Annotated in this window: 16 protein-coding genes and 4 tRNA genes; 15 read left to right on the forward strand and 5 right to left on the reverse strand. The window is 38.4% G+C overall.

The window, feature by feature from the left end:
• The first annotated feature begins 17 nt into the window (after positions 1-17).
• From ACKPQ4_RS07765 to ACKPQ4_RS07775, 3 genes are all read left to right on the forward strand, one after another.
• Complete coding sequence (locus ACKPQ4_RS07765; protein WP_407680619.1) at positions 18-590, forward strand: CPBP family intramembrane glutamic endopeptidase; 573 nt, start codon at positions 18-20, stop codon at positions 588-590.
• A complete protein-coding gene (locus tag ACKPQ4_RS07770) occupies positions 587-1,009 on the forward strand; it encodes a tRNA (adenosine(37)-N6)-threonylcarbamoyltransferase complex ATPase subunit type 1 TsaE (protein ID WP_407680620.1) in 423 nt (140 codons plus the stop codon). The genes ACKPQ4_RS07765 and ACKPQ4_RS07770 overlap by 4 nt, the downstream gene beginning before the upstream one ends.
• Before the next feature lie 76 nt (positions 1,010-1,085).
• Positions 1,086-1,170, forward strand: a tRNA-Leu gene (locus ACKPQ4_RS07775).
• Here ACKPQ4_RS07775 and ACKPQ4_RS07780 read toward each other — a convergent pair.
• Together ACKPQ4_RS07780 and ACKPQ4_RS07785 are read right to left on the reverse strand one after the other, a co-directional pair.
• Positions 1,171-2,142 carry a toxin-antitoxin system YwqK family antitoxin gene (locus ACKPQ4_RS07780; RefSeq protein ID WP_407680621.1) on the reverse strand — a complete coding sequence of 324 codons (972 nt, stop codon included), beginning with the start codon at positions 2,140-2,142 and terminating at the stop codon, positions 1,171-1,173.
• Between the two features lie 34 nt (positions 2,143-2,176).
• A complete protein-coding gene (locus ACKPQ4_RS07785; protein WP_407680622.1) occupies positions 2,177-3,229 on the reverse strand; it encodes a quinone-dependent dihydroorotate dehydrogenase in 1,053 nt (350 codons plus the stop codon).
• 123 nt (positions 3,230-3,352) lie between these two features.
• Here ACKPQ4_RS07785 and ACKPQ4_RS07790 point away from each other — a divergent pair, with 123 nt between their 5' ends.
• Complete coding sequence (locus ACKPQ4_RS07790; RefSeq protein WP_407680623.1) at positions 3,353-4,096, forward strand: hypothetical protein; 744 nt, start codon at positions 3,353-3,355, stop codon at positions 4,094-4,096.
• A gap of 22 nt (positions 4,097-4,118) precedes the next feature.
• On the opposite strand, the gene hemB is transcribed toward ACKPQ4_RS07790, so the two are convergent.
• Entirely contained in the window at positions 4,119-5,102 is a 984-nt protein-coding gene (gene hemB / locus ACKPQ4_RS07795) for a porphobilinogen synthase (protein ID WP_407680624.1), read from the reverse strand.
• 101 nt (positions 5,103-5,203) lie between these two features.
• Between hemB and ACKPQ4_RS07800 the strand changes: the two genes are divergently transcribed.
• The 3 genes from ACKPQ4_RS07800 to gyrA all read left to right on the forward strand — a co-directional run bounded on the left by ACKPQ4_RS07800 (position 5,204) and on the right by gyrA (position 12,533).
• The gene (locus ACKPQ4_RS07800; protein WP_407680625.1) at positions 5,204-7,057 is read left to right on the forward strand and encodes an SLC13 family permease; all 1,854 of its coding nucleotides are present in this window, start codon (positions 5,204-5,206) and stop codon (positions 7,055-7,057) included.
• Positions 7,058-7,509: 452 nt separating this feature from the next.
• A complete protein-coding gene (gene gyrB / locus ACKPQ4_RS07805; RefSeq protein ID WP_407680626.1) occupies positions 7,510-10,008 on the forward strand; it encodes a DNA topoisomerase (ATP-hydrolyzing) subunit B in 2,499 nt (832 codons plus the stop codon).
• Positions 10,009-10,034: 26 nt separating this feature from the next.
• Positions 10,035-12,533 carry a DNA gyrase subunit A gene (gyrA, locus tag ACKPQ4_RS07810; RefSeq protein WP_407680627.1) on the forward strand — a complete coding sequence of 833 codons (2,499 nt, stop codon included), beginning with the start codon at positions 10,035-10,037 and terminating at the stop codon, positions 12,531-12,533.
• Here the strand turns inward: gyrA and ACKPQ4_RS07815 are convergent.
• Positions 12,513-13,034 carry a 3'-5' exonuclease family protein gene (locus ACKPQ4_RS07815; protein WP_407680628.1) on the reverse strand — a complete coding sequence of 174 codons (522 nt, stop codon included), beginning with the start codon at positions 13,032-13,034 and terminating at the stop codon, positions 12,513-12,515. The genes gyrA and ACKPQ4_RS07815 overlap by 21 nt on opposite strands.
• Here ACKPQ4_RS07815 and ACKPQ4_RS07820 point away from each other — a divergent pair.
• Positions 13,025-13,771 carry an inositol monophosphatase family protein gene (locus ACKPQ4_RS07820; protein ID WP_407680629.1) on the forward strand — a complete coding sequence of 249 codons (747 nt, stop codon included), beginning with the start codon at positions 13,025-13,027 and terminating at the stop codon, positions 13,769-13,771. The genes ACKPQ4_RS07815 and ACKPQ4_RS07820 overlap by 10 nt on opposite strands.
• 2 nt (positions 13,772-13,773) lie before the next feature.
• Here ACKPQ4_RS07820 and ACKPQ4_RS07825 read toward each other — a convergent pair.
• Positions 13,774-13,849: transfer RNA gene (locus ACKPQ4_RS07825), tRNA-Gly, on the reverse strand.
• A 144-nt stretch (positions 13,850-13,993) separates the two neighbouring features.
• Here ACKPQ4_RS07825 and ACKPQ4_RS07830 point away from each other — a divergent pair.
• From ACKPQ4_RS07830 to rplA, 7 genes are all read left to right on the forward strand, one after another.
• A tRNA-Thr gene (locus tag ACKPQ4_RS07830) sits at positions 13,994-14,069 on the forward strand.
• A gap of 29 nt (positions 14,070-14,098) precedes the next feature.
• The gene (gene tuf, locus ACKPQ4_RS07835) at positions 14,099-15,298 is read left to right on the forward strand and encodes an elongation factor Tu (RefSeq protein WP_407680630.1); all 1,200 of its coding nucleotides are present in this window, start codon (positions 14,099-14,101) and stop codon (positions 15,296-15,298) included.
• A gap of 23 nt (positions 15,299-15,321) precedes the next feature.
• Positions 15,322-15,397: transfer RNA gene (locus ACKPQ4_RS07840), tRNA-Trp, on the forward strand.
• 27 nt (positions 15,398-15,424) lie between these two features.
• Complete coding sequence (secE, locus tag ACKPQ4_RS07845) at positions 15,425-15,631, forward strand: preprotein translocase subunit SecE (RefSeq protein WP_407680631.1); 207 nt, start codon at positions 15,425-15,427, stop codon at positions 15,629-15,631.
• A 16-nt stretch (positions 15,632-15,647) separates the two neighbouring features.
• On the forward strand, positions 15,648-16,226 hold the full coding sequence (gene nusG, locus ACKPQ4_RS07850) for a transcription termination/antitermination protein NusG (protein WP_407680632.1): 579 nt from the start codon (positions 15,648-15,650) through the stop codon (positions 16,224-16,226).
• 6 nt (positions 16,227-16,232) lie between these two features.
• A complete protein-coding gene (gene rplK / locus ACKPQ4_RS07855; protein WP_407680633.1) occupies positions 16,233-16,655 on the forward strand; it encodes a 50S ribosomal protein L11 in 423 nt (140 codons plus the stop codon).
• 17 nt (positions 16,656-16,672) lie between these two features.
• Positions 16,673-17,347: a 50S ribosomal protein L1 gene (gene rplA, locus ACKPQ4_RS07860; protein ID WP_407680634.1), complete on the forward strand. Its 675-nt coding sequence runs from the start codon at positions 16,673-16,675 to the stop codon at positions 17,345-17,347.
• The last annotated feature ends 6 nt before the right edge of the window (positions 17,348-17,353 follow it).

Below are 17,353 nucleotides of genomic sequence, written 5' to 3' on the forward strand. Positions count from 1 at the left end.
TTTATAAAGTAAGTAAAATGAGGAATAATGAGTTTGCTTGGATAAGTTATGGAAAATATTTAGGTGGCTTATTATTTATAGTTCCACAGCTTAGACCTTTATTATTTTGTTTATTTTTTTACTTTATCTTAAAGACAAAGTTTAAATTTGAAATTAAAATAAATAGAGTATACAATATTTTATTTTTAATTCTATTATTTATACCAGTAATAATATTAATAAATGCTTTGAGCTTTTATCTCTTGAATGACTTTTCTCAACAGAAAATTGTAACTTCTATTATTGAAAAAGACCATATTTCTTATTCTCAAGTTTTTTCAATTTTAGTATTCTCACCAGTAATCGAAGAATTATATTTCAGAAAGGTACTTCTTGAGGAATTGTATAAGCGAATTGGGTCTCTTTGGTCAATTTTTTCTACTTCATTATATTTTTCAATAATTCATTTAAATATATTATCCTTCCCCACCCTGTTAGCTTTAGGTATTCTTCTTGGAACTATTTTTCAAATCACAAAATCTGTAATCTTGTGCATTATTGTTCATGTACTATTTAATTTTTTTATGCTGTGTACAATTACAATGCAATGAACAGTTCTACATTCATAAATTATACGGACGATTACTCAATTATTGTAAGGGATATCTTTAGTAAGTATTCGGAAAATGAAAAACTTATCATTTTCTTAAATGGAAATATGGGTGCTGGAAAAACATCTTTATGTAACGCTTTTGGAAATTTTTTTAATGTGTTTGATCTTTGTAGTTCTAGTTATGGCCTTGTTAATTTCAAGCAGGGAAGTCGTTCTGTTATACATTCTGATTTCTACAGAAATACTTTTAGCTACGATTTTTTCGACGAGGAGGTATTACCTCTCTTACATCCTCCGTTTCTTTTAATGATGGAGTGGGTCCGCCCAATACAACTTATTCGGGAAGCTGTTCATTTATCGATTAATATAATGGTTAACAATGATCAAAACCGAGTTATCCAAGTCTCTAAACTTTAAATCATTATTTCATTCTAAAGATCTGCCTAACTCCAATCTTGCATTATCTAATAGTTTCTTTAATGCTTGGTAAATTGCTCAGGTGGCGGAATTGGTAGACGCGCTAGACTAAGGATCTAGTGCCGTAAGGCGTGGGGGTTCGAGTCCCCCCTTGAGCACCACTAGCCTTTTGTTTTATCAAAAATTCTATGTTTTATACGAAGGCCCCTTTTATATTCGTCTTTAAATGTTTTGTTTCCGAATTTATCAAATCCTTCAAACAGACCATGGCGTACATTGTCCTGCCAATGTTCTAGTAACCTAACAGGAAAATCCCCGCCTAGACTTCGGTACTTAAATATAATCCATTCGTTCGCTTCATGGCTGCCAAAATTCTCTTTGAATTTATCTTTTGCTTCTTCCCGGGTTTTGATCCAGAGGTTAGGAATAATTTCACCGTTTTTTGTTTTTGTCGGTCGGTAATCATCTGGATCGTTTGCTTGGTCAAACCAATAAATGTGTGTTCCTTGTTTTTTACCTTTAAGGTAATCTTCTGAGCACATCGGTATCCCATATTCATTCCATTTCTTGAGGGATCCGTGTAACATTCCGGATAAATAAGGGGCTTGTTCAATAATTTGCCCACTTGGGAATTTATTTATCACAACTCCGCTAAACGGGTATTTATCGCCTTCAGCGTATACAACAGGCTCCGTATGCCAGAAGGATGTTTTCTTCAAGGGAAGAGAAACGATGCTGCCTTTGGATATGATTGGTTTGCCAAGTTTAAAAAGATCGGCACCTGCTCCACTTACTTTGGCATAAACCAAGTCAGAATAATTTTGGCCTTTTGATGTAACAACAAATCTCTTAACTGTACCATCTTCTTGAAGTATTGGTTTGAATGCTGCACCAGACCCTTTCCAAAAAAGGTGCTGGTCCTCTAATATTACCTGGTTAGCATCTTTTGTAATAATGGAGGGTTTTGTAATAATTCTCGTTTTATAAGGAGCAAAAGGGAGACTTACACTATCTCTGGTCAATTCTTGCCACCAATTCTTAAGCTGCATTGGATTGCCTTCAAACATAATGAAGTATGATAAGCTAAAAGTTGCTGCTATAGCACTAAAGGTAATTAAAAAGAATGTTTTCACTAAAAAAGCCCCAGATGTTTAAAGTTACTTTTTATTACCAACCTTTTGCAAGAGGCATTCGCTTTGCAAGGCGAGATGGCCAAGTTGGGCCTTCGTAAATAAAAGAGGTATAAATTTGTAAAAGAACGGCACCAGCATCGAGCTTTCTTTGGGCACTATCGTAATCGTATATTCCTCCAGAACCGATTACGGGAAATTTATTGTCAGTAAGTTTGCTAATGAATTTAATCATATCGTTTGACTTTTTTTCTATTGGCTTCCCACTAATCCCCCCTTGTGGAAGAGACTGAGATAACATTGATGCTGGTGGAGTGATTGAGGTGTTACATGCAATTAGTCCATCAAAACTATTTTCAACCGCTTTAGCGACAATTGTCTCAAGGGACTTGTAGGATTCATCAGGAGAAATTTTTAGTAAACATGGTGGTGAGGGTAAATTATTAAATTTAGACCATTCTGATCTATGATTCTTTATTCCAGCCAACAATGGTTCAAGGTATTCAGATTCTTGAAGCTTTCTCAAATTTGGGGTGTTAGGAGAGCTAATGTTGATGGTAATGTAGTCTGCGTCAGCGGCAAGGACATCAAATCCTTTGCAATAGTCAACAAGAGCATCGTCAATGGCAGTATGTTTGCCTTTTCCTAAGTTTATCCCGAGTGGAACATGCCGATTGCTTTTTGGAAAGGATTTAGAAATTTTATGATGAAGAGCTTCCGCACCAAAGTTGTTAAACCCCATCCGATTTATCAAAGCTGAATCATTCGGAAGTCGAAAAAGCCTAGGTTTTTCGTTTCCTGGCTGAGGCAAAGGAGTAACGGTTCCAACTTCGATGTGGCCAAAACCCAAGGCCTCTGATGCATTTGGAAACATTCCATCTTTATCAAGTCCAGCCGCTTGTCCTATGGCATTGGGAAACTGCAGACCAAAAGCCTCAACGGGTTTTTGTGTACCTTGAGTCAAATTTCTTAGTAAAGTAAGAATTGGAGGAAACTTACTTAAAACCCTAAGGGAAGCACTGCCAATTTCGTGAGCCCGTTCAGCTTCAAACGAAAATAGAATTGGCCTTAGTAAGTTTTTATAGATCATGATGATAAATCAGAAGAAATTTGAGTAAATTAAGCAAGAAATTGCTTTAAAAAATTTCAAAAGAATTAAAAAAAAAGTCAGTATTGGTTGACATATAATTTGAACTCCTCTTAAGGCAATCGAATGAAAAAAACAAGTCCGAGCCTTGATTGGTGTATAGTTCGTTGTGATGAAGACAACAAATGGTGGGTAGATTCTATAAGCGATGAGGAAAATTGGGACATTGAAAACCTTGGAATCATTGATCCAAAGCAATTCATCCATATGAATGAACTTTTAGATTCTATGACTGAATTTGGTTTACAATCTCAAATGGTTGATGAAGCTTTTTTTACTTTTGAAATTTCAGAAGAAGTTCCTGGTAAGAAAGTTAAATTGGAAAGAGTTAGAGACTCTTTATTAAAAGCTGAAGACATGTTGTTTGCTTTGCCTGATGTTTTAGATGAAGAAAAAGGCCCTTATGCAGACTTTATGAACCATGTGACCCAAGTTCGTGTTGCCATGCTAAATGATCTTATTGAATTCGCTGAACCATATACTATTGAAGAAATGGAAGAAGTTCTTTCTGAAAAACAAAACAATGACTTTTTAGAAGGGCGTCGAAGTCACTTTAGCGACGAACTAGTTTCTATTTTAGAATTTGTTCCTGATGGATTTGAAATTGATTCTGATCTCGATGATGAAAAAGATGCAGACAAGAAAGGTGAGGAGGATTATTCTGATCTCGATACTCACCTTGTGGAAGTATCTGACAAAGAGGAAAAGCTTCTACCCGATGAAGATTTGAAATGGGATGAGGACGAAAACAGAGAGAAAGAGGCTACTCCTTACGAGGGGGGTGCACCTGATGACGAAAAAAAGCCCTAAAATTTAAAAGATAGTTTATCCTTTACAGGTCCTTGGCTAGCCGATCAGCAAAATAACTGAATATGATGTTGGCCCCTGCCCGCTTTATTCCAACAAGTGATTCCAAGGCACAACTTTTCCAGTCAAGCCAACCCAATTGATTTGCGGCCATAATTCTCGAGTATTCCCCGGAGACTTGGTACGCAGCGATAGGTAAATTTGATTGAGATCTAGCTTGCTTGATTACATCAAGAAAAGGCTCTGCCGGTTTGACCATCAATATGTCAGCTCCCTCTTCGGCATCTAGAGCCAACTCTCTCTGTGCCTCAAGCAAATTGGCAGGATTTAGTTGGTAGGTACTTTTATCAATAATAACTGAATCCATGGATGAACCAATAGCTGACCTAAAGGGGCCATAATAAGAAGAAGAAAACTTTGCAGAGTAAGAAATTATACCGGTATTATGGAAAGAATTTCTTTCCAGTGCTTCTCGAATTATTTTGATGCGACCATCCATCATGTCTGATGGGGCAACCCAATCAATACCAGCATTAGCATAAACAATAGAGGCCTTTGCAAGAATTTCCACTGTTGAATCATTATCAACTTCCCCTTTTGAATCAACGATGCCGTCTTGTCCGTGAGTGGTGTAGGGGTCAAGTGCTAGGTCTGCAATGAGCACAACATCCAAATTAAGTTGTTTAATGGCAGCGGCAGCACGACAAACCAAGCTGTTGGGGTTCAGAATTTCGTTTCCCCCTTCGTTCTTCAATTCAGGAGATATTTTAGGAAATAGAGCAAAAGCTTTTAAACCTTTTTGATGCCAATCCTTTATTTGTTCGCAAAGATTAGAGATTGGCCAGCGAAAGACGCCTGGCATACTTAGCACCTCCGAAGGTTTCTCTTCCTCGCTAATAAAAACGGGCAAAACAAAATCCGATGTCTTGAGGTAATTTTCTTCAACTAAGGATCTTATAATTGGATTAGACCGCAAACGGCGTGGACGATGTAAAAACTGATAGGTCATTTTATGAATCAGGAAAAGTTCGACAGCACGAAGACTGTTACTAATGATTTAAAAAATTATTATTTTCGCAAACTTAATCACTAATCCTTAAGGTGATCGCCGTGGAAACTTATTTTCAAATCGAAATAATATTCGCTATTTTACTTTTGCTTTGTGCGGTTACCTCGTTTGCCATGGAAAAAGTTAGGATAGAGGTAACAGCCGTGTGTTTGTATGGGATAATTTTGCTGCTTACCTCATTTGGTTTTGAAAATTGGCCCACGAGTCAGGAATTGATTATGGTTTTTTCAAGTGAAGCACCTTTGGCTATTATTGCTATGTTCATGGTCAGCGGGGCACTCAGTAGGCAAGGTGTCATTGAAAGACTCACGACTAATTTACAGCAACTTACCCGTCTGGGTTACCGGCCTTTTCTGCTCATTCTCCTTTTCTCCGTAGCTTTCTTTTCTGCTTTTATCAATAACACTCCGGTCGTTGTTATTCTTTTACCCGTAGCGATTGGTCTTTCCGGTTCTCTTGGGGTGCCTTCTTCAAAATTGTTAATTCCTTTATCTTATGCATCGATTTTTGGGGGATGCTGTACTCTTATTGGAACAAGTACAAATATCCTAGCAAGCGGTTTTATGGCTAACTCCCGTCATTATCCGGATATGAGCCCTATGAATATGTTCGAGCTTTCGAAAATTGGGCTTCCATTGATGTTATTCGGTCTTGCATTTTTGATTGTTTTTGGAAGGAGGTTGCTACCCGAACGCGAGGCATTAAGCAAAATTCTTTCAGAAATAGAAAGAAAAGAGTTTTTAACAGAAGCAATTTTGATCCATGACTCTCCACTGATAGGCAAAACAATTAAAAACTCACCGATTTCGATGATCGAGGGAGTCCGTTTAATAGATACTGTTAGGGGAGGAAAAAGCCTTACAACTCCGATAGATGAAACAGTACTTCATTCAGGAGATAGGCTTATTCTGTCTTGCAAGCCCCAGGGATTAATCGAAGTTCGGGAAGTTGAAGGATTCAAATTCTTTGATCAATCATTCTTCGGTATGGAACCAATCAATACCTCTGAGGCAATTATGGTTGAGGCTATGATTAAACCTTCGTCGAGTTTGTTGTCATGTTCACTATTAGAGGCAAACTTTCGCGGTCGTTTCAACTTATCAGTAGTTGCATTACACCGAAAAGGAAAAAACCTTCACCTTAGTTTAAATGCCCTTAAATTAAGGGTGGGTGATACACTATTATTGCTCGGAACAGACTCTGGGGTTGAAGAACTCAGAGAATCTGGCGAAGCGGTCTTGTTAGACAAACCGCCTATTAACATTGATAAGAAAACTACAAAGACAATCTTCTCTATTACAGTTTTGGCGGCTATTATTGTATCTGCTTCCTTGTCTATGATCCCCCTTTACTTGGCTGCCTTGCTAGGTGCCGGCTGTTTAATGATAGGCAATTGTATAAATCTCAAGGAGGCTTTTAAGGCAGTAGAGTGGAATTTACTTTTGCTGATCTATGCCATGCTTGCTCTTGGAATTGTAATGGAGAAGAGTGGAGCTTCTGCCTTAATGGCTGATTTAATAAGAAAAGTGTGTACTCAGGGTCTTAGTGAAGATTGGCAAATTATTGGAGCTTTAGTGGCGATTTATCTCTTTACCGCTGTTTTGACAGAATTACTTTCAAATAATGCTACGATCGCAATCATGACTCCGGTTGCTCTCGGAGTTGCATTTCAATTTGGAGTTTCCACCGAAGTGGCTAGAGCCTTTGTTTTAACAAGTTGTATTGCCGCTTCTGCTAGTTTTATTACGCCCATAGGTTATCAAACAAACACTTTTGTTTATACGGTTGGTGGATACAGATTCAAAGACTTTGCAAAATTCGGAATATGGCCAATGCTCATTTATTTCATTGGTACTATTTTACTGGTTGGTTTTTACTGGAATCTGTTTCCATAAGACTTTAGGACATAATATAAACTTATAGATTAGGCTCTAAAAAAGTTGATTTTCAAAATATTTAAAATGCACTTCTTGGTACATTATAGAAAGCAATTTATCAAAATCTTCATTTCACAGATCAATAAAATTTATCAAACTTGAGGCAAGATGGAGATACTTTTCTTAAGTCGGATTAAAATGTGTTATAAAAGAAAATATTATTTATATGTAAATCAATCAATATTAGTGACATAGGAAAATATAAGAAAGAGCACCTTCTGAATTTAAAGAAAATCTCATGGTAAGAGAAAATTAGAATACTTACAAAATTACCATCTTGACCAAGTTGTGTAAGGAAAACAAAATTAACTATGATCTTACTACTGCCACAAAGGCTGATTGTTTCCCTAAGTATGCGAGCAAGTCATAACCTAAGCTAATAAAGAATCCTTTTAAAAGAAGATTTTACCATGACAGAACAAACAAAAAATGAACCCGAAAATTATGATTCCTCTCAAATCCAAAAATTAGAGGGGTTGGAAGGGGTAAGAAAGCGCCCCGACATGTATATTGGGGATACAAATGAAAGAGGTTTACATCACTGTGTTTTTGAAATTGTTGACAACTCGATAGACGAAGCACTAGCCGGTCATTGTACTGAGGTGTCGGTATCATTACACGGAGATGGATCTTGCACAATTCAGGATAATGGAAGAGGTATCCCGGTTGATATTCACCCTAAGCACAACATGCCTGCACTAGAGTTAGTGCTGACCAATCTTCATGCAGGAGGAAAATTTGGAAAAGGTGCTTATCAGGTGTCAGGTGGTCTTCATGGCGTTGGTGCGAAGTGCGTAAATGCTGTGTCAGAGTCCTTCATTGCCGAGGTTAGGAGAGACGGTAAGATTCATCAAATGAAGTTTTCTCGGGGGAAAACAACCCAAGAGCTTAAAGTAGTAGGAGATGCATCCACTACTGGTACTAAAATTACTTTTATGCCAGACGAACAAATATTTGAAGAATCTAGGGAATTCAAATTTGAATTACTGGCAAAAAGATTAAGAGAATTGGCATTTCTTAACCCAGGTGTCCGTATAAAGCTTGAGGAAGAAGTAAACTCTAAAAAAGAAGATTTCATTTTTGAAAATGGAATTTCAGAATATGTTGAATATTTAAATAAAAACAAAACTTGCCTTATTCAGGCTCCCATTGCTTTTTCTGGTGAAGCACCTCCTGAGTCTGGCGATGGAACAATCATGGTCGAGGTTGCAATGATTTATAATGATTCATTTAATGACCAACTTTATGCCTATGCAAATTCAATTCATAATGTTGAAGGTGGAACTCATTTATCTGGTTTTCGCACCGCTTTGACACGAGTAATTAACGGTTATGCTAGACAAAACGATTTACTTAAAGAAAAAGATCTCTCACTGACTGGTGACGATGTCCGGGAAGGACTTACGGCAGTAATATCTGTAAAGGTACCTGAACCACGGTTTGAAGGACAGACAAAGACAAAATTGTCAAACAGGGAAGTCGATGGAATTGTCCAAAAAATTGTAGGTGAAAAACTAAAACATTTCTTTGAAGTAACTCCAGATGATGCAAAAATGATCGTCCAGAAAGTGATACATGCTGCGAGGGCAAGAGATGCCGCACGTAAGGCAAGAGAAACGGTTCGAAAAGGCGCTCTATCTGGAGGCGGGTTACCTGGAAAGCTGGCAGATTGTTCTGAAAAAGATCCATCGCTCAGCGAAATTTATATTGTTGAAGGAGATTCTGCAGGTGGTTCTGCTAAACAAGGAAGAGACCGTTTGACACAAGCGATTTTACCTTTGAGAGGAAAATTATTGAATGTCGAAAAAGCAAGACTTGATAAGGTTCTTAATAACGCGGAAATAAGAAGCCTTATTACTGCGGTAGGAACAGGAATTGGCGATCATGAAGGTGAAGGTGCTTTCGATGCCACAAAAGCCCGTTATCATAAAATTATTATTATGACCGACGCAGATGTGGATGGAGCTCACATTAGAACATTGTTGTTAACCTTCATTTTCAGGCAAATGAAAGGACTTATTGAGAATGGATATGTTTATGTAGCTAAACCTCCCCTTTATAAAATTAAAAGAAGGAAAACAGAACAATATATCCAAGATGATTTTGAGATGAGTCAAATTCTTATTAAACTTGGAATAGAGGACATGCAATTAATCAGGGTGTCAGACAATTATATTTTTCCGGCTGATATTTTAGAAGAAATAAATGAACATCTTTTGAAAATAGAGCAAATCGGACGAAACTTGAGTCGTTATGGGTGTAACTTAAATAGAATATTTACTCATTATGATAAGGCATTAAAAGTTCTACCTCGCTATATTGCTCGAATTAGAACTGGAAATGATGAAGAACTTAGGTTTTTGGCTGATCTTGATGCAAAAGTTGGTTTCATGGAGTCACAAAGTTTAGAATTTGAAGATAGCGGCACGAATACTTTACAGCGTGAAATTCAAAGAAATGGAGTAACCTTTACCCAAAGATTTGATATATATGAAGTTTTTGAATCAAATGAATTGGAGAAGTTATTACAAAAGGTAGATAATCTTGGACTTGATGTTTCATTTTTCCTACCCAATGAAGATGATATCCACCCCTATAAGTTAATTGATTCAAAGAATCCTGAAAGCCCACCCATTGAGATCACTGGAGTAAATCATTATCTCCAGCAACTCCGATTGTTAGGAAAAAAAGGACTTCAAATACAGAGGTATAAAGGTCTTGGCGAAATGAATCCTAAGCAGTTATTTGAAACCACAATGGATCCTAACTCTAGAACTTTAGTAAAAGTAGAAATTGAAGATGCTGTAATGGCCGACGAAATCTTTACAACTTTAATGGGAGAGGAAGTTGCACCTCGTAGAATGTTTATAGAAGATAATGCGCTAAATGTCAGTTTTTTAGACGCTTAATAAAATACAGTTAAATTGTTTTCCATATGAAAGAAAATATTACAGATATCATGCAAAAAGCATACATCGATTATTCGATGTCTGTAATTGTAAGTCGAGCACTTCCTGATGTGAGGGATGGTTTTAAACCCGTTCAAAGAAGGGTTCTATATGCAATGCTTAGAGAAGGATTGCTACACAACCGAGCTTATGACAAATGTGCTGGTGTTGTTGGTGAAGTTCTAAAAAATTATCACCCACATGGTGACAGTTCGGTTTATGATACTTTAGTCAGGATGGCACAACCTTGGGTCATGAGATATCCTTTAGTTGACGGTCAAGGTAATTTTGGTTCCGTTGATGGAGATTCAGCTGCTGCGTACAGATATACTGAGTGTAAATTAACTAAACTATCTGAGGAACTTTTAAAAGATATTGACGAAGATACAGTTGATTTTGCTCCGAATTACAAGGAAAGCTCCACAGAACCCACCGTTCTTCCTAGTGCCCTGCCCAGCTTACTTATGAATGGCTCAACAGGGATTGCTGTAGGGATGGCTACAAATATACCTCCTCACAATCTCGGTGAACTTATCGATGCTGTTTGTGCTATTATAGATGATCCTTCGATTTCCATTGATAACATCATGCAAATCCTACCTGGTCCAGATTTTCCCTCGGGAGGTAGTATTTCTGGGAAATCTGGTATTGAATCTTACATGAAAACCGGTAGGGGAATTGTCAGAACCAGAGGCGCTTTGGATATTGAGGAATTACCTAATGGTAAACAGCAGCTTGTTATCACCCACCTTCCATACAATACAAACCGTGCTACTTTAGTTACACGCATTGCTGATCTTGTGAAGGAAAAGATATTAGACGGTGTGAGTGATCTAAGGGATGAATCTACTGAGCAGACTCGAATTGTTATTGAGCTCAAACTTGGTGAAATTGAAAGAGTTACTATAAATAAAATATACAAGCTGACTGCCCTTGAAAGCAGTTTTGGGGTAATTTTATTAGCTCTAGACAGAATGAGGCCCAGGCAATTAAACATTAAAGAAGCTATTGAATGTTATATTGAACATAGGCGTAATGTAACATTGAGACGCACACAATTTCGTTTAAGAAAAGCTGAAGATCGAGCCCATATTTTAGAGGGTTACAAAATTGCATTAGATAATTTGGACGATTTTGTGCGTACGATTCGTGCATCGTCAAATCGTCTAGAGGCTAAGGAAAAATTAAGCACGAAATATTCTCTTAGTGAAAGGCAAGCTAATGCAATATTAGATCTTCGATTATACCAACTCACTGGTATGGAGCGTGAGAAAATTGATGCTGAGTATGCAGAATTAATGAATATTATAAAAGACCTTCGTAATATCATTGATAATGAAAGTGTTCTGCTCGAATTAATTAAAAGTGAACTCAATGAATTAAGAAGTTCATATGCAGATGATCGAAGGTGTGAAATTTCTGAATTTGATGGAGATGTTCGTATGGAAGATCTTATCCCGAACGATGGTTGTGTTGTAACAGTAACAAAGACTGGCTTCATAAAAAGAACATCTGTTGAAGAATTTAAGGTTCAGCACCGAGGTGGTAAAGGAGTCATTGGTAGCGGTCAAAAAGATGAAGATCCCATAGATGTCCTTCATACTTGCAACGCACATGATACCTTAATGTTTATTATGACTAATGGAAGAGTTTATGTAGAAAAGACTTATGAAATTCCTGAAGCAGCACGGACTTCGAAAGGCAGAAATATCGTAAATCTACTAAATCTTCAAAAAAATGAGAAGATAGCCGCAGTACTGAGTATGGACTCATTTGAATCTGATGACTCAATTATTCTTTGTACACAAAATGGGGTTGTAAAGAAGAGTCTTATTAAAGAATACAGAAACCACCGTAAGGGGGGGCTTAAAGGAATTAATATTGATGAGGGCGATCGAGTCCTTAAGGCAATGCTTGCCAAAGCTGATGATCATTTGTTGGTTTTAACAAAAAATGGTAAAGGACTTCGTTTCGCCTCTAGTCAGTTAAGAGATCAAGGTCGAGCAACTAGAGGTGTTCGCGGAATCAGGCTCAAAGGTAATGACAAAGTGGTTAACATGTTGGTCGTAGACGATGAGCGCCTACTCCTTATTTGTGGAAAAAATGGTTTAGGAATAAGGACAAAATTCTCTGCTTTTCTGCCAAATGGAGGTGCCGAGGGTCCTGAGGATACAACACCTCGAAAACGAGGCGGTCAGGGCGTTACCGCTATGAACACTGAGGGTGTTTGTGACGCATTAAGTGTAGCTCAGGATAGCGAAATTTTATTGTTAACTAAAAAAGGCCAGGCCGTACGTTGTGAAGTGACTAATATACGTGAAACCAGTAGAGGCTCAAAGGGTGTAAAGCTTGTAGATTTAGCAGATAAAGACCACCTTGTTGGAGTATCAGAAGTTGTAAAGCTGGATGAAGGGGATGATTTAGTCTCTGTTGAAGGGGACTCTGTACCATCGACTGACCAAGATTCATTCCAAGAAGAAAGCTAAGTTTACTTTTTCCTTTAATCTTTCGATCAGCTTAAAGGTTACCAAAGCATCAAAAGTGGATTGGTGATAAGCTTTTTTCGACCTTTTGCAATACACCTTGCTAAGAGCTGCAATGTCTTTTTTTGTTAGAAAGGTATCACTTAAATTTTTTAAATTGTAATCAGTTAAGTTTGGATAAAGTTTTTTGTATACCTTTAGTGAATCAAGCCAGGGACCCCAAAGAATGTTGTCCTTATTGATAGAAGTTTTTATCAAATAGGGCATTTGAGATGTAAGCAGATTTTTCTCAATGGACATGTTATGGGAAACCCAAAAATCATTGGGACTCTTATTTATTAAATTTAAAATCCAACCATTAAAGTCACCATCGCATTCTAAATATTCATGGGACCGAATAACCGAAAAACTTTTGAAATCGATGATAGAAGCTTGCTGAATTCCTGATTTTCTAGAACCTTCAAAATCTATTACACGACCAAATTTTTCTTTCAATGATTTCATTTAACGAATTTAGCCAGTTCTGTGTGACTTGTACTGACTTTGTTATCAGCAAATTGCAAGACCATCAATCTGGGAAAACATCATGGAGTTTTAAACAAGATGGAACGAGGGTGACTGAAGTTGATTTTCTAATTGAAGACAAATTAAGAGAGCAAATTATAAGTGCTTATCCAAATCATGGAATATCGGGTGAAGAAAGAGAGTCAATAAACCCAAATGCTGATTTTGTTTGGGTGCTGGATCCTATCGATGGAACATTTGGTTTTTCAAAAGGAGTTCCACTGTTTGGAAGCTTAATAGGACTTACTTACAAGGGAAGACCTGAGTATGGATTTCTTCGACTGCCAATGATTAACGACACTTGGATAGCGGGTGACTGCAAGCAGTCGTTTATTAATGGAAAGACTCTTAAACCCAAGGCTTTTTCTGGAATGAATGACTCTTTAATTTTAACCACTGACCAGCAAACATTAATTAATTCTCCGATTAACAAATACTGGCAAAAAGCAATTACTCTTGGAGCTATTGCAAGAACATGGGGTGATTGTTATGGATACTATTTATTGTGCTTGGGTGAAGCTGATTTAATGGTTGATACAGGACTAAAACCCTATGACATCCTTCCACTAATCCCTATTCTTCTTGGTGCAGGAATGAGAATCGAGCAACCTGGCGATAAGGAAAATTATTCAGAAATTATGGCAGGAAAAAAAGAGATATTTGATGCGATAATCTAAAATGGAGCGGGCGAAGGGATTCGAACCCTCGACATCCACCTTGGCAAGGTGGTGCTCTACCAACTGAGCTACGCCCGCAACGATTCAAACATAAAATTACAATATGTATTCTTATTCAAGCCAAATCGATTGATTTTAACCAAAGTAGTCTTTACTTGACAGAAAGGATCTACAATCTATTTTAAATCCTTTTCTCACAAATCCACCCCACTATGATTTCCCGCCCATGTAGCTCAGTCGGTAGAGCGCGTCCTTGGTAAGGACGAGGTCGGCGGTTCAAATCCGCTCGTGGGCTCCATCACAAATCATTCATAACTAGTCAAACCAATGGCCAAAGAACAGTTCGAACGCAATAAACCTCACGTCAATGTCGGTACCATAGGTCACGTCGACCATGGTAAAACCACTTTAACCACAGCTATTCTTCATGCTCAGGCAAGAAAAGGGTTAGCGGAGGTTAAAACCTATGCAGATATTGCTAAAGGTGGAACAGTACGCGATGCCTCTAAGATAGTGACAATCGCCGTTTCTCACGTGGAATACGAGTCAGATGCTCGCCATTACGCTCATGTCGATTGTCCTGGTCACGCGGACTTCGTTAAAAACATGATTACAGGTGCAGCCCAAATGGACGGAGCGATTCTTGTTGTAGACGCTACCACGGGTCCAATGCCTCAAACTCGTGAGCACATCTTGCTCGCCCGACAGGTTGATGTTCCAAATCTGGTTGTCTTCCTGAACAAATGCGACTTGATGACCGGCGATGATGAAGAGTTACTCGAGTTGGTAGACATGGAAATTCGTGATTTGCTCAGTAAGTATGAATTTGATGGTGACAACGCACAAATTATACGTGGTTCGGCCACAAAAGCTCTTGATAATGAGGAGAGTGACTTAGGTTTAGGATCTATCCAAAAATTGATGGAGGCTATTGACTCCGAGATCGAAGAACCAGTTCGTGATACCGAAAAGCCCTTCTTGATGTCAGTTGAAGATGTCTTTTCAATTACTGGTCGTGGAACAGTTGCTACTGGCCGTATTGAGAGAGGCGTTGTTAAGGTTGGGGAAGAAATTGAAATTGTCGGTTTGGGCGAATCCAAAAAAACTATTTGCACTGGAGTTGAAATGTTCCGCAAAGAATTGGGTCAAGGCCAAGCAGGGGATAATGTCGGAATTCTTGTTCGTGGAATTGAAAAGGATGAAATCCAACGCGGTCATGTTCTTGCAAAGCCAGGAAGTATTAAGCCTCACACAAAGGCGAAAGCACAAATTTATGTCCTTAACAAAGAAGAAGGTGGAAGACATACTCCATTCTTTAAGGGTTATCGCCCTCAGTTTTTCTTTGGAACTGCCGACGTAACAGGAATAGTTGAATTACCCGAAGGTGTTGAGATGGTTATGCCAGGAGATAACTTGGCGGTTAACATTGAGTTGCAAAAGGCGATCGCAATGGAACCAGGTCAGCGTTTTGCCATTCGTGAGGGTGGAAAAACGATCGGTGCAGGTAACATCTCTGAGATAGCCTAAATTATTCCTATTTTGGTTGCGTTGGGAGAATAGCTCAACTGGTAGAGCACCGGTCTCCAAAACCGTAGGCTGTGGGTTCGAGTCCCTCTTCTCCCGCCACCAAATCATTCATACCAATATTTAATTTTGAACCCTTTTTCCAAATTCAGAACCTTTTACAAGGAGACCATAGCTGAGCTTAAAAAAGCTACTTGGCCTGATTTCGCTGAATTGCGAGGTTCAACCGCTGTTGTCGTTGCGGGGGTTTTTATACTTGGGCTATTCATCTCTGTTGCAGACTTCTCTCTTTCTAATTGGATAGAGTACGCGACCCTTCTTTTAAGATCCAACTAGTCTTGTAGTTATACTCATGAGCGAAATTACAATATCCGAATACCAATGGTATGCTCTACAATGTTTGTCTAACCATGAAGACAAAGTAAGGAGATACCTTGCTAAATATAAGGAGGAAAGTGAAGATTTTGCACAATGCCTTAAAGAAGTTTTAGTTCCTATTGAAACTGTTTCTGAAGTAAAAAATGGCAAAAAAATGCAACGGGACAGGAAATTTTATCCCGGTTATGTTTTTGTGGAAATGAAGCTGTTTGATCGTCATGGTATGCTTCTTAAGGATCCCTGGTACAAAATTAAGGGAACGGATGGCGTAATTAATTTTATCGGCAAGGATAACCCCACTGCCCTTTCTAAAGATGAAATTGGAAGGATTTTACGCCAAGTCCAAGATGCCGCTGGTAAAGAAGTTCCCAAAGTACAATTTACTATTGGAGAGGTTGTCAAAATATTAGATGGACCTTTCCTTAATTTAACAGGTGATATTGATGAAATTGATCCTACCAAAGGAACTTTGAAGGTTTCTGTTTCCATTTTTGGAAGATTCACACCTGTAGAACTCGAATTTTGGCAAGTAGAAAAAGCTGAAGAGGAATAATTTATTATGTCAAAGAAAGCTGTCGGACTAATCAAATTGCAATTACCTGCTGGTGCCGCAAACCCGGCACCACCCGTTGGACCTGCTCTAGGTGCCCAAGGTGTAAACATCATGGGTTTTTGCAAAGAATTTAACGCCAAAACTAAAGATAAAGCAGGGTTAATTCTGCCAGTGGTCATAACTGTATACGCAGATCGCTCATTTAGTTTTATTTTAAAATCTCCTCCGGCATCTGTCCTTCTTAAAAAGGCTGCAGGTTTAGCAAAAGGGTCATCTATACCCAATCGTGACAAGGTTGGAAAGGTCACTCGTGATCAAGTCCTCGAAATTGTTAATACCAAAAAAGAAGATCTTAATGCCAACAGTGATGATGCTGCGTGTCGAATCATTGAAGGAACTGCCCGCAGTATGGGTATAGAAATAATTTAGTCCTCACGGAACACCATATGAAATCCCGAAGTAAAAGATATAAGAGTTCAGCTAGTAGCATCACTTCCGAGACCAACAACTTGAGCGATGCCCTTATTGCTTTACAAAAGTTTGATCCTGTGAAGTTTGATGAATCAATTGAAGTCTCAGTTTCCTTAGGAGTTGACCCCAAGCAAAGCTCCCAAGCTGTTCGTGGAACGGTAAACTTACCTCATGGTAGTGGTAAAGACATAAAGGTTTTGGTCTTCACTGACAATGCAGATGAAGCTTTAGCCGCAGGCGCTGATTTTGCTGGACTTGATGATATGATTAAGAAAGTGAAGGAAGGTTGGGTAGGTTTTGACGTTGCTTTATCTACAACAAGTGCGATGAAAGAAGTTCGCTCAGTAGCTAGAGTACTAGGTCCACGTGGGTTGATGCCCACACCTAAAGCAGGAACCGTAACCGATGACCTTGCAACAGCTGTGAAAGATGTAAAATCTGGCCGTGTTGAGTTTAAGATGGATAAAACAGGAGCCCTCGCCGTACTTGTTGGGAAGCGTTCTTTTGATCACCCAAAATTGCTTGAAAATGCACAAGCCGCTATTGATGCAGTTAGTTCATCAAGGCCAGAAGGCTTTAAAGGCAAATTTATTAAGAATGTTCACATAAGTAGCACGATGAGTCCGAGTTTAGCCATTGATCTCAACTAATTTAAG

The sequence above is a fragment of the Candidatus Chordibacter forsetii genome (genome assembly GCF_964187505.1).
GTDB classification, from domain to species: domain Bacteria; phylum Verrucomicrobiota; class Verrucomicrobiia; order Opitutales; family Seribacteraceae; genus Chordibacter; species Chordibacter forsetii.

What these genes read in the sequence shown, in the direction of transcription:
- ACKPQ4_RS07765 (WP_407680619.1), top strand. Translation starts at nt 18, where the DNA reads ATGAGGAATAATGAGTTTGCTTGGATAAGTTATGGAAAATATTTAGGT.
- ACKPQ4_RS07770 (WP_407680620.1), top strand. Translation starts at nt 587, where the DNA reads ATGAACAGTTCTACATTCATAAATTATACGGACGATTACTCAATTATT.
- ACKPQ4_RS07785 (WP_407680622.1), bottom strand. Translation starts at nt 3,229, where the DNA reads ATGATCTATAAAAACTTACTAAGGCCAATTCTATTTTCGTTTGAAGCT.
- ACKPQ4_RS07790 (WP_407680623.1), top strand. Translation starts at nt 3,353, where the DNA reads ATGAAAAAAACAAGTCCGAGCCTTGATTGGTGTATAGTTCGTTGTGAT.
- hemB (WP_407680624.1), bottom strand. Translation starts at nt 5,102, where the DNA reads ATGACCTATCAGTTTTTACATCGTCCACGCCGTTTGCGGTCTAATCCA.
- gyrB (WP_407680626.1), top strand. Translation starts at nt 7,510, where the DNA reads ATGACAGAACAAACAAAAAATGAACCCGAAAATTATGATTCCTCTCAA.
- gyrA (WP_407680627.1), top strand. Translation starts at nt 10,035, where the DNA reads ATGAAAGAAAATATTACAGATATCATGCAAAAAGCATACATCGATTAT.
- ACKPQ4_RS07820 (WP_407680629.1), top strand. Translation starts at nt 13,025, where the DNA reads ATGATTTCATTTAACGAATTTAGCCAGTTCTGTGTGACTTGTACTGAC.
- ACKPQ4_RS07815 (WP_407680628.1), bottom strand. Translation starts at nt 13,034, where the DNA reads ATGAAATCATTGAAAGAAAAATTTGGTCGTGTAATAGATTTTGAAGGT.
- tuf (WP_407680630.1), top strand. Translation starts at nt 14,099, where the DNA reads ATGGCCAAAGAACAGTTCGAACGCAATAAACCTCACGTCAATGTCGGT.
- nusG (WP_407680632.1), top strand. Translation starts at nt 15,648, where the DNA reads ATGAGCGAAATTACAATATCCGAATACCAATGGTATGCTCTACAATGT.
- rplK (WP_407680633.1), top strand. Translation starts at nt 16,233, where the DNA reads ATGTCAAAGAAAGCTGTCGGACTAATCAAATTGCAATTACCTGCTGGT.
- rplA (WP_407680634.1), top strand. Translation starts at nt 16,673, where the DNA reads ATGAAATCCCGAAGTAAAAGATATAAGAGTTCAGCTAGTAGCATCACT.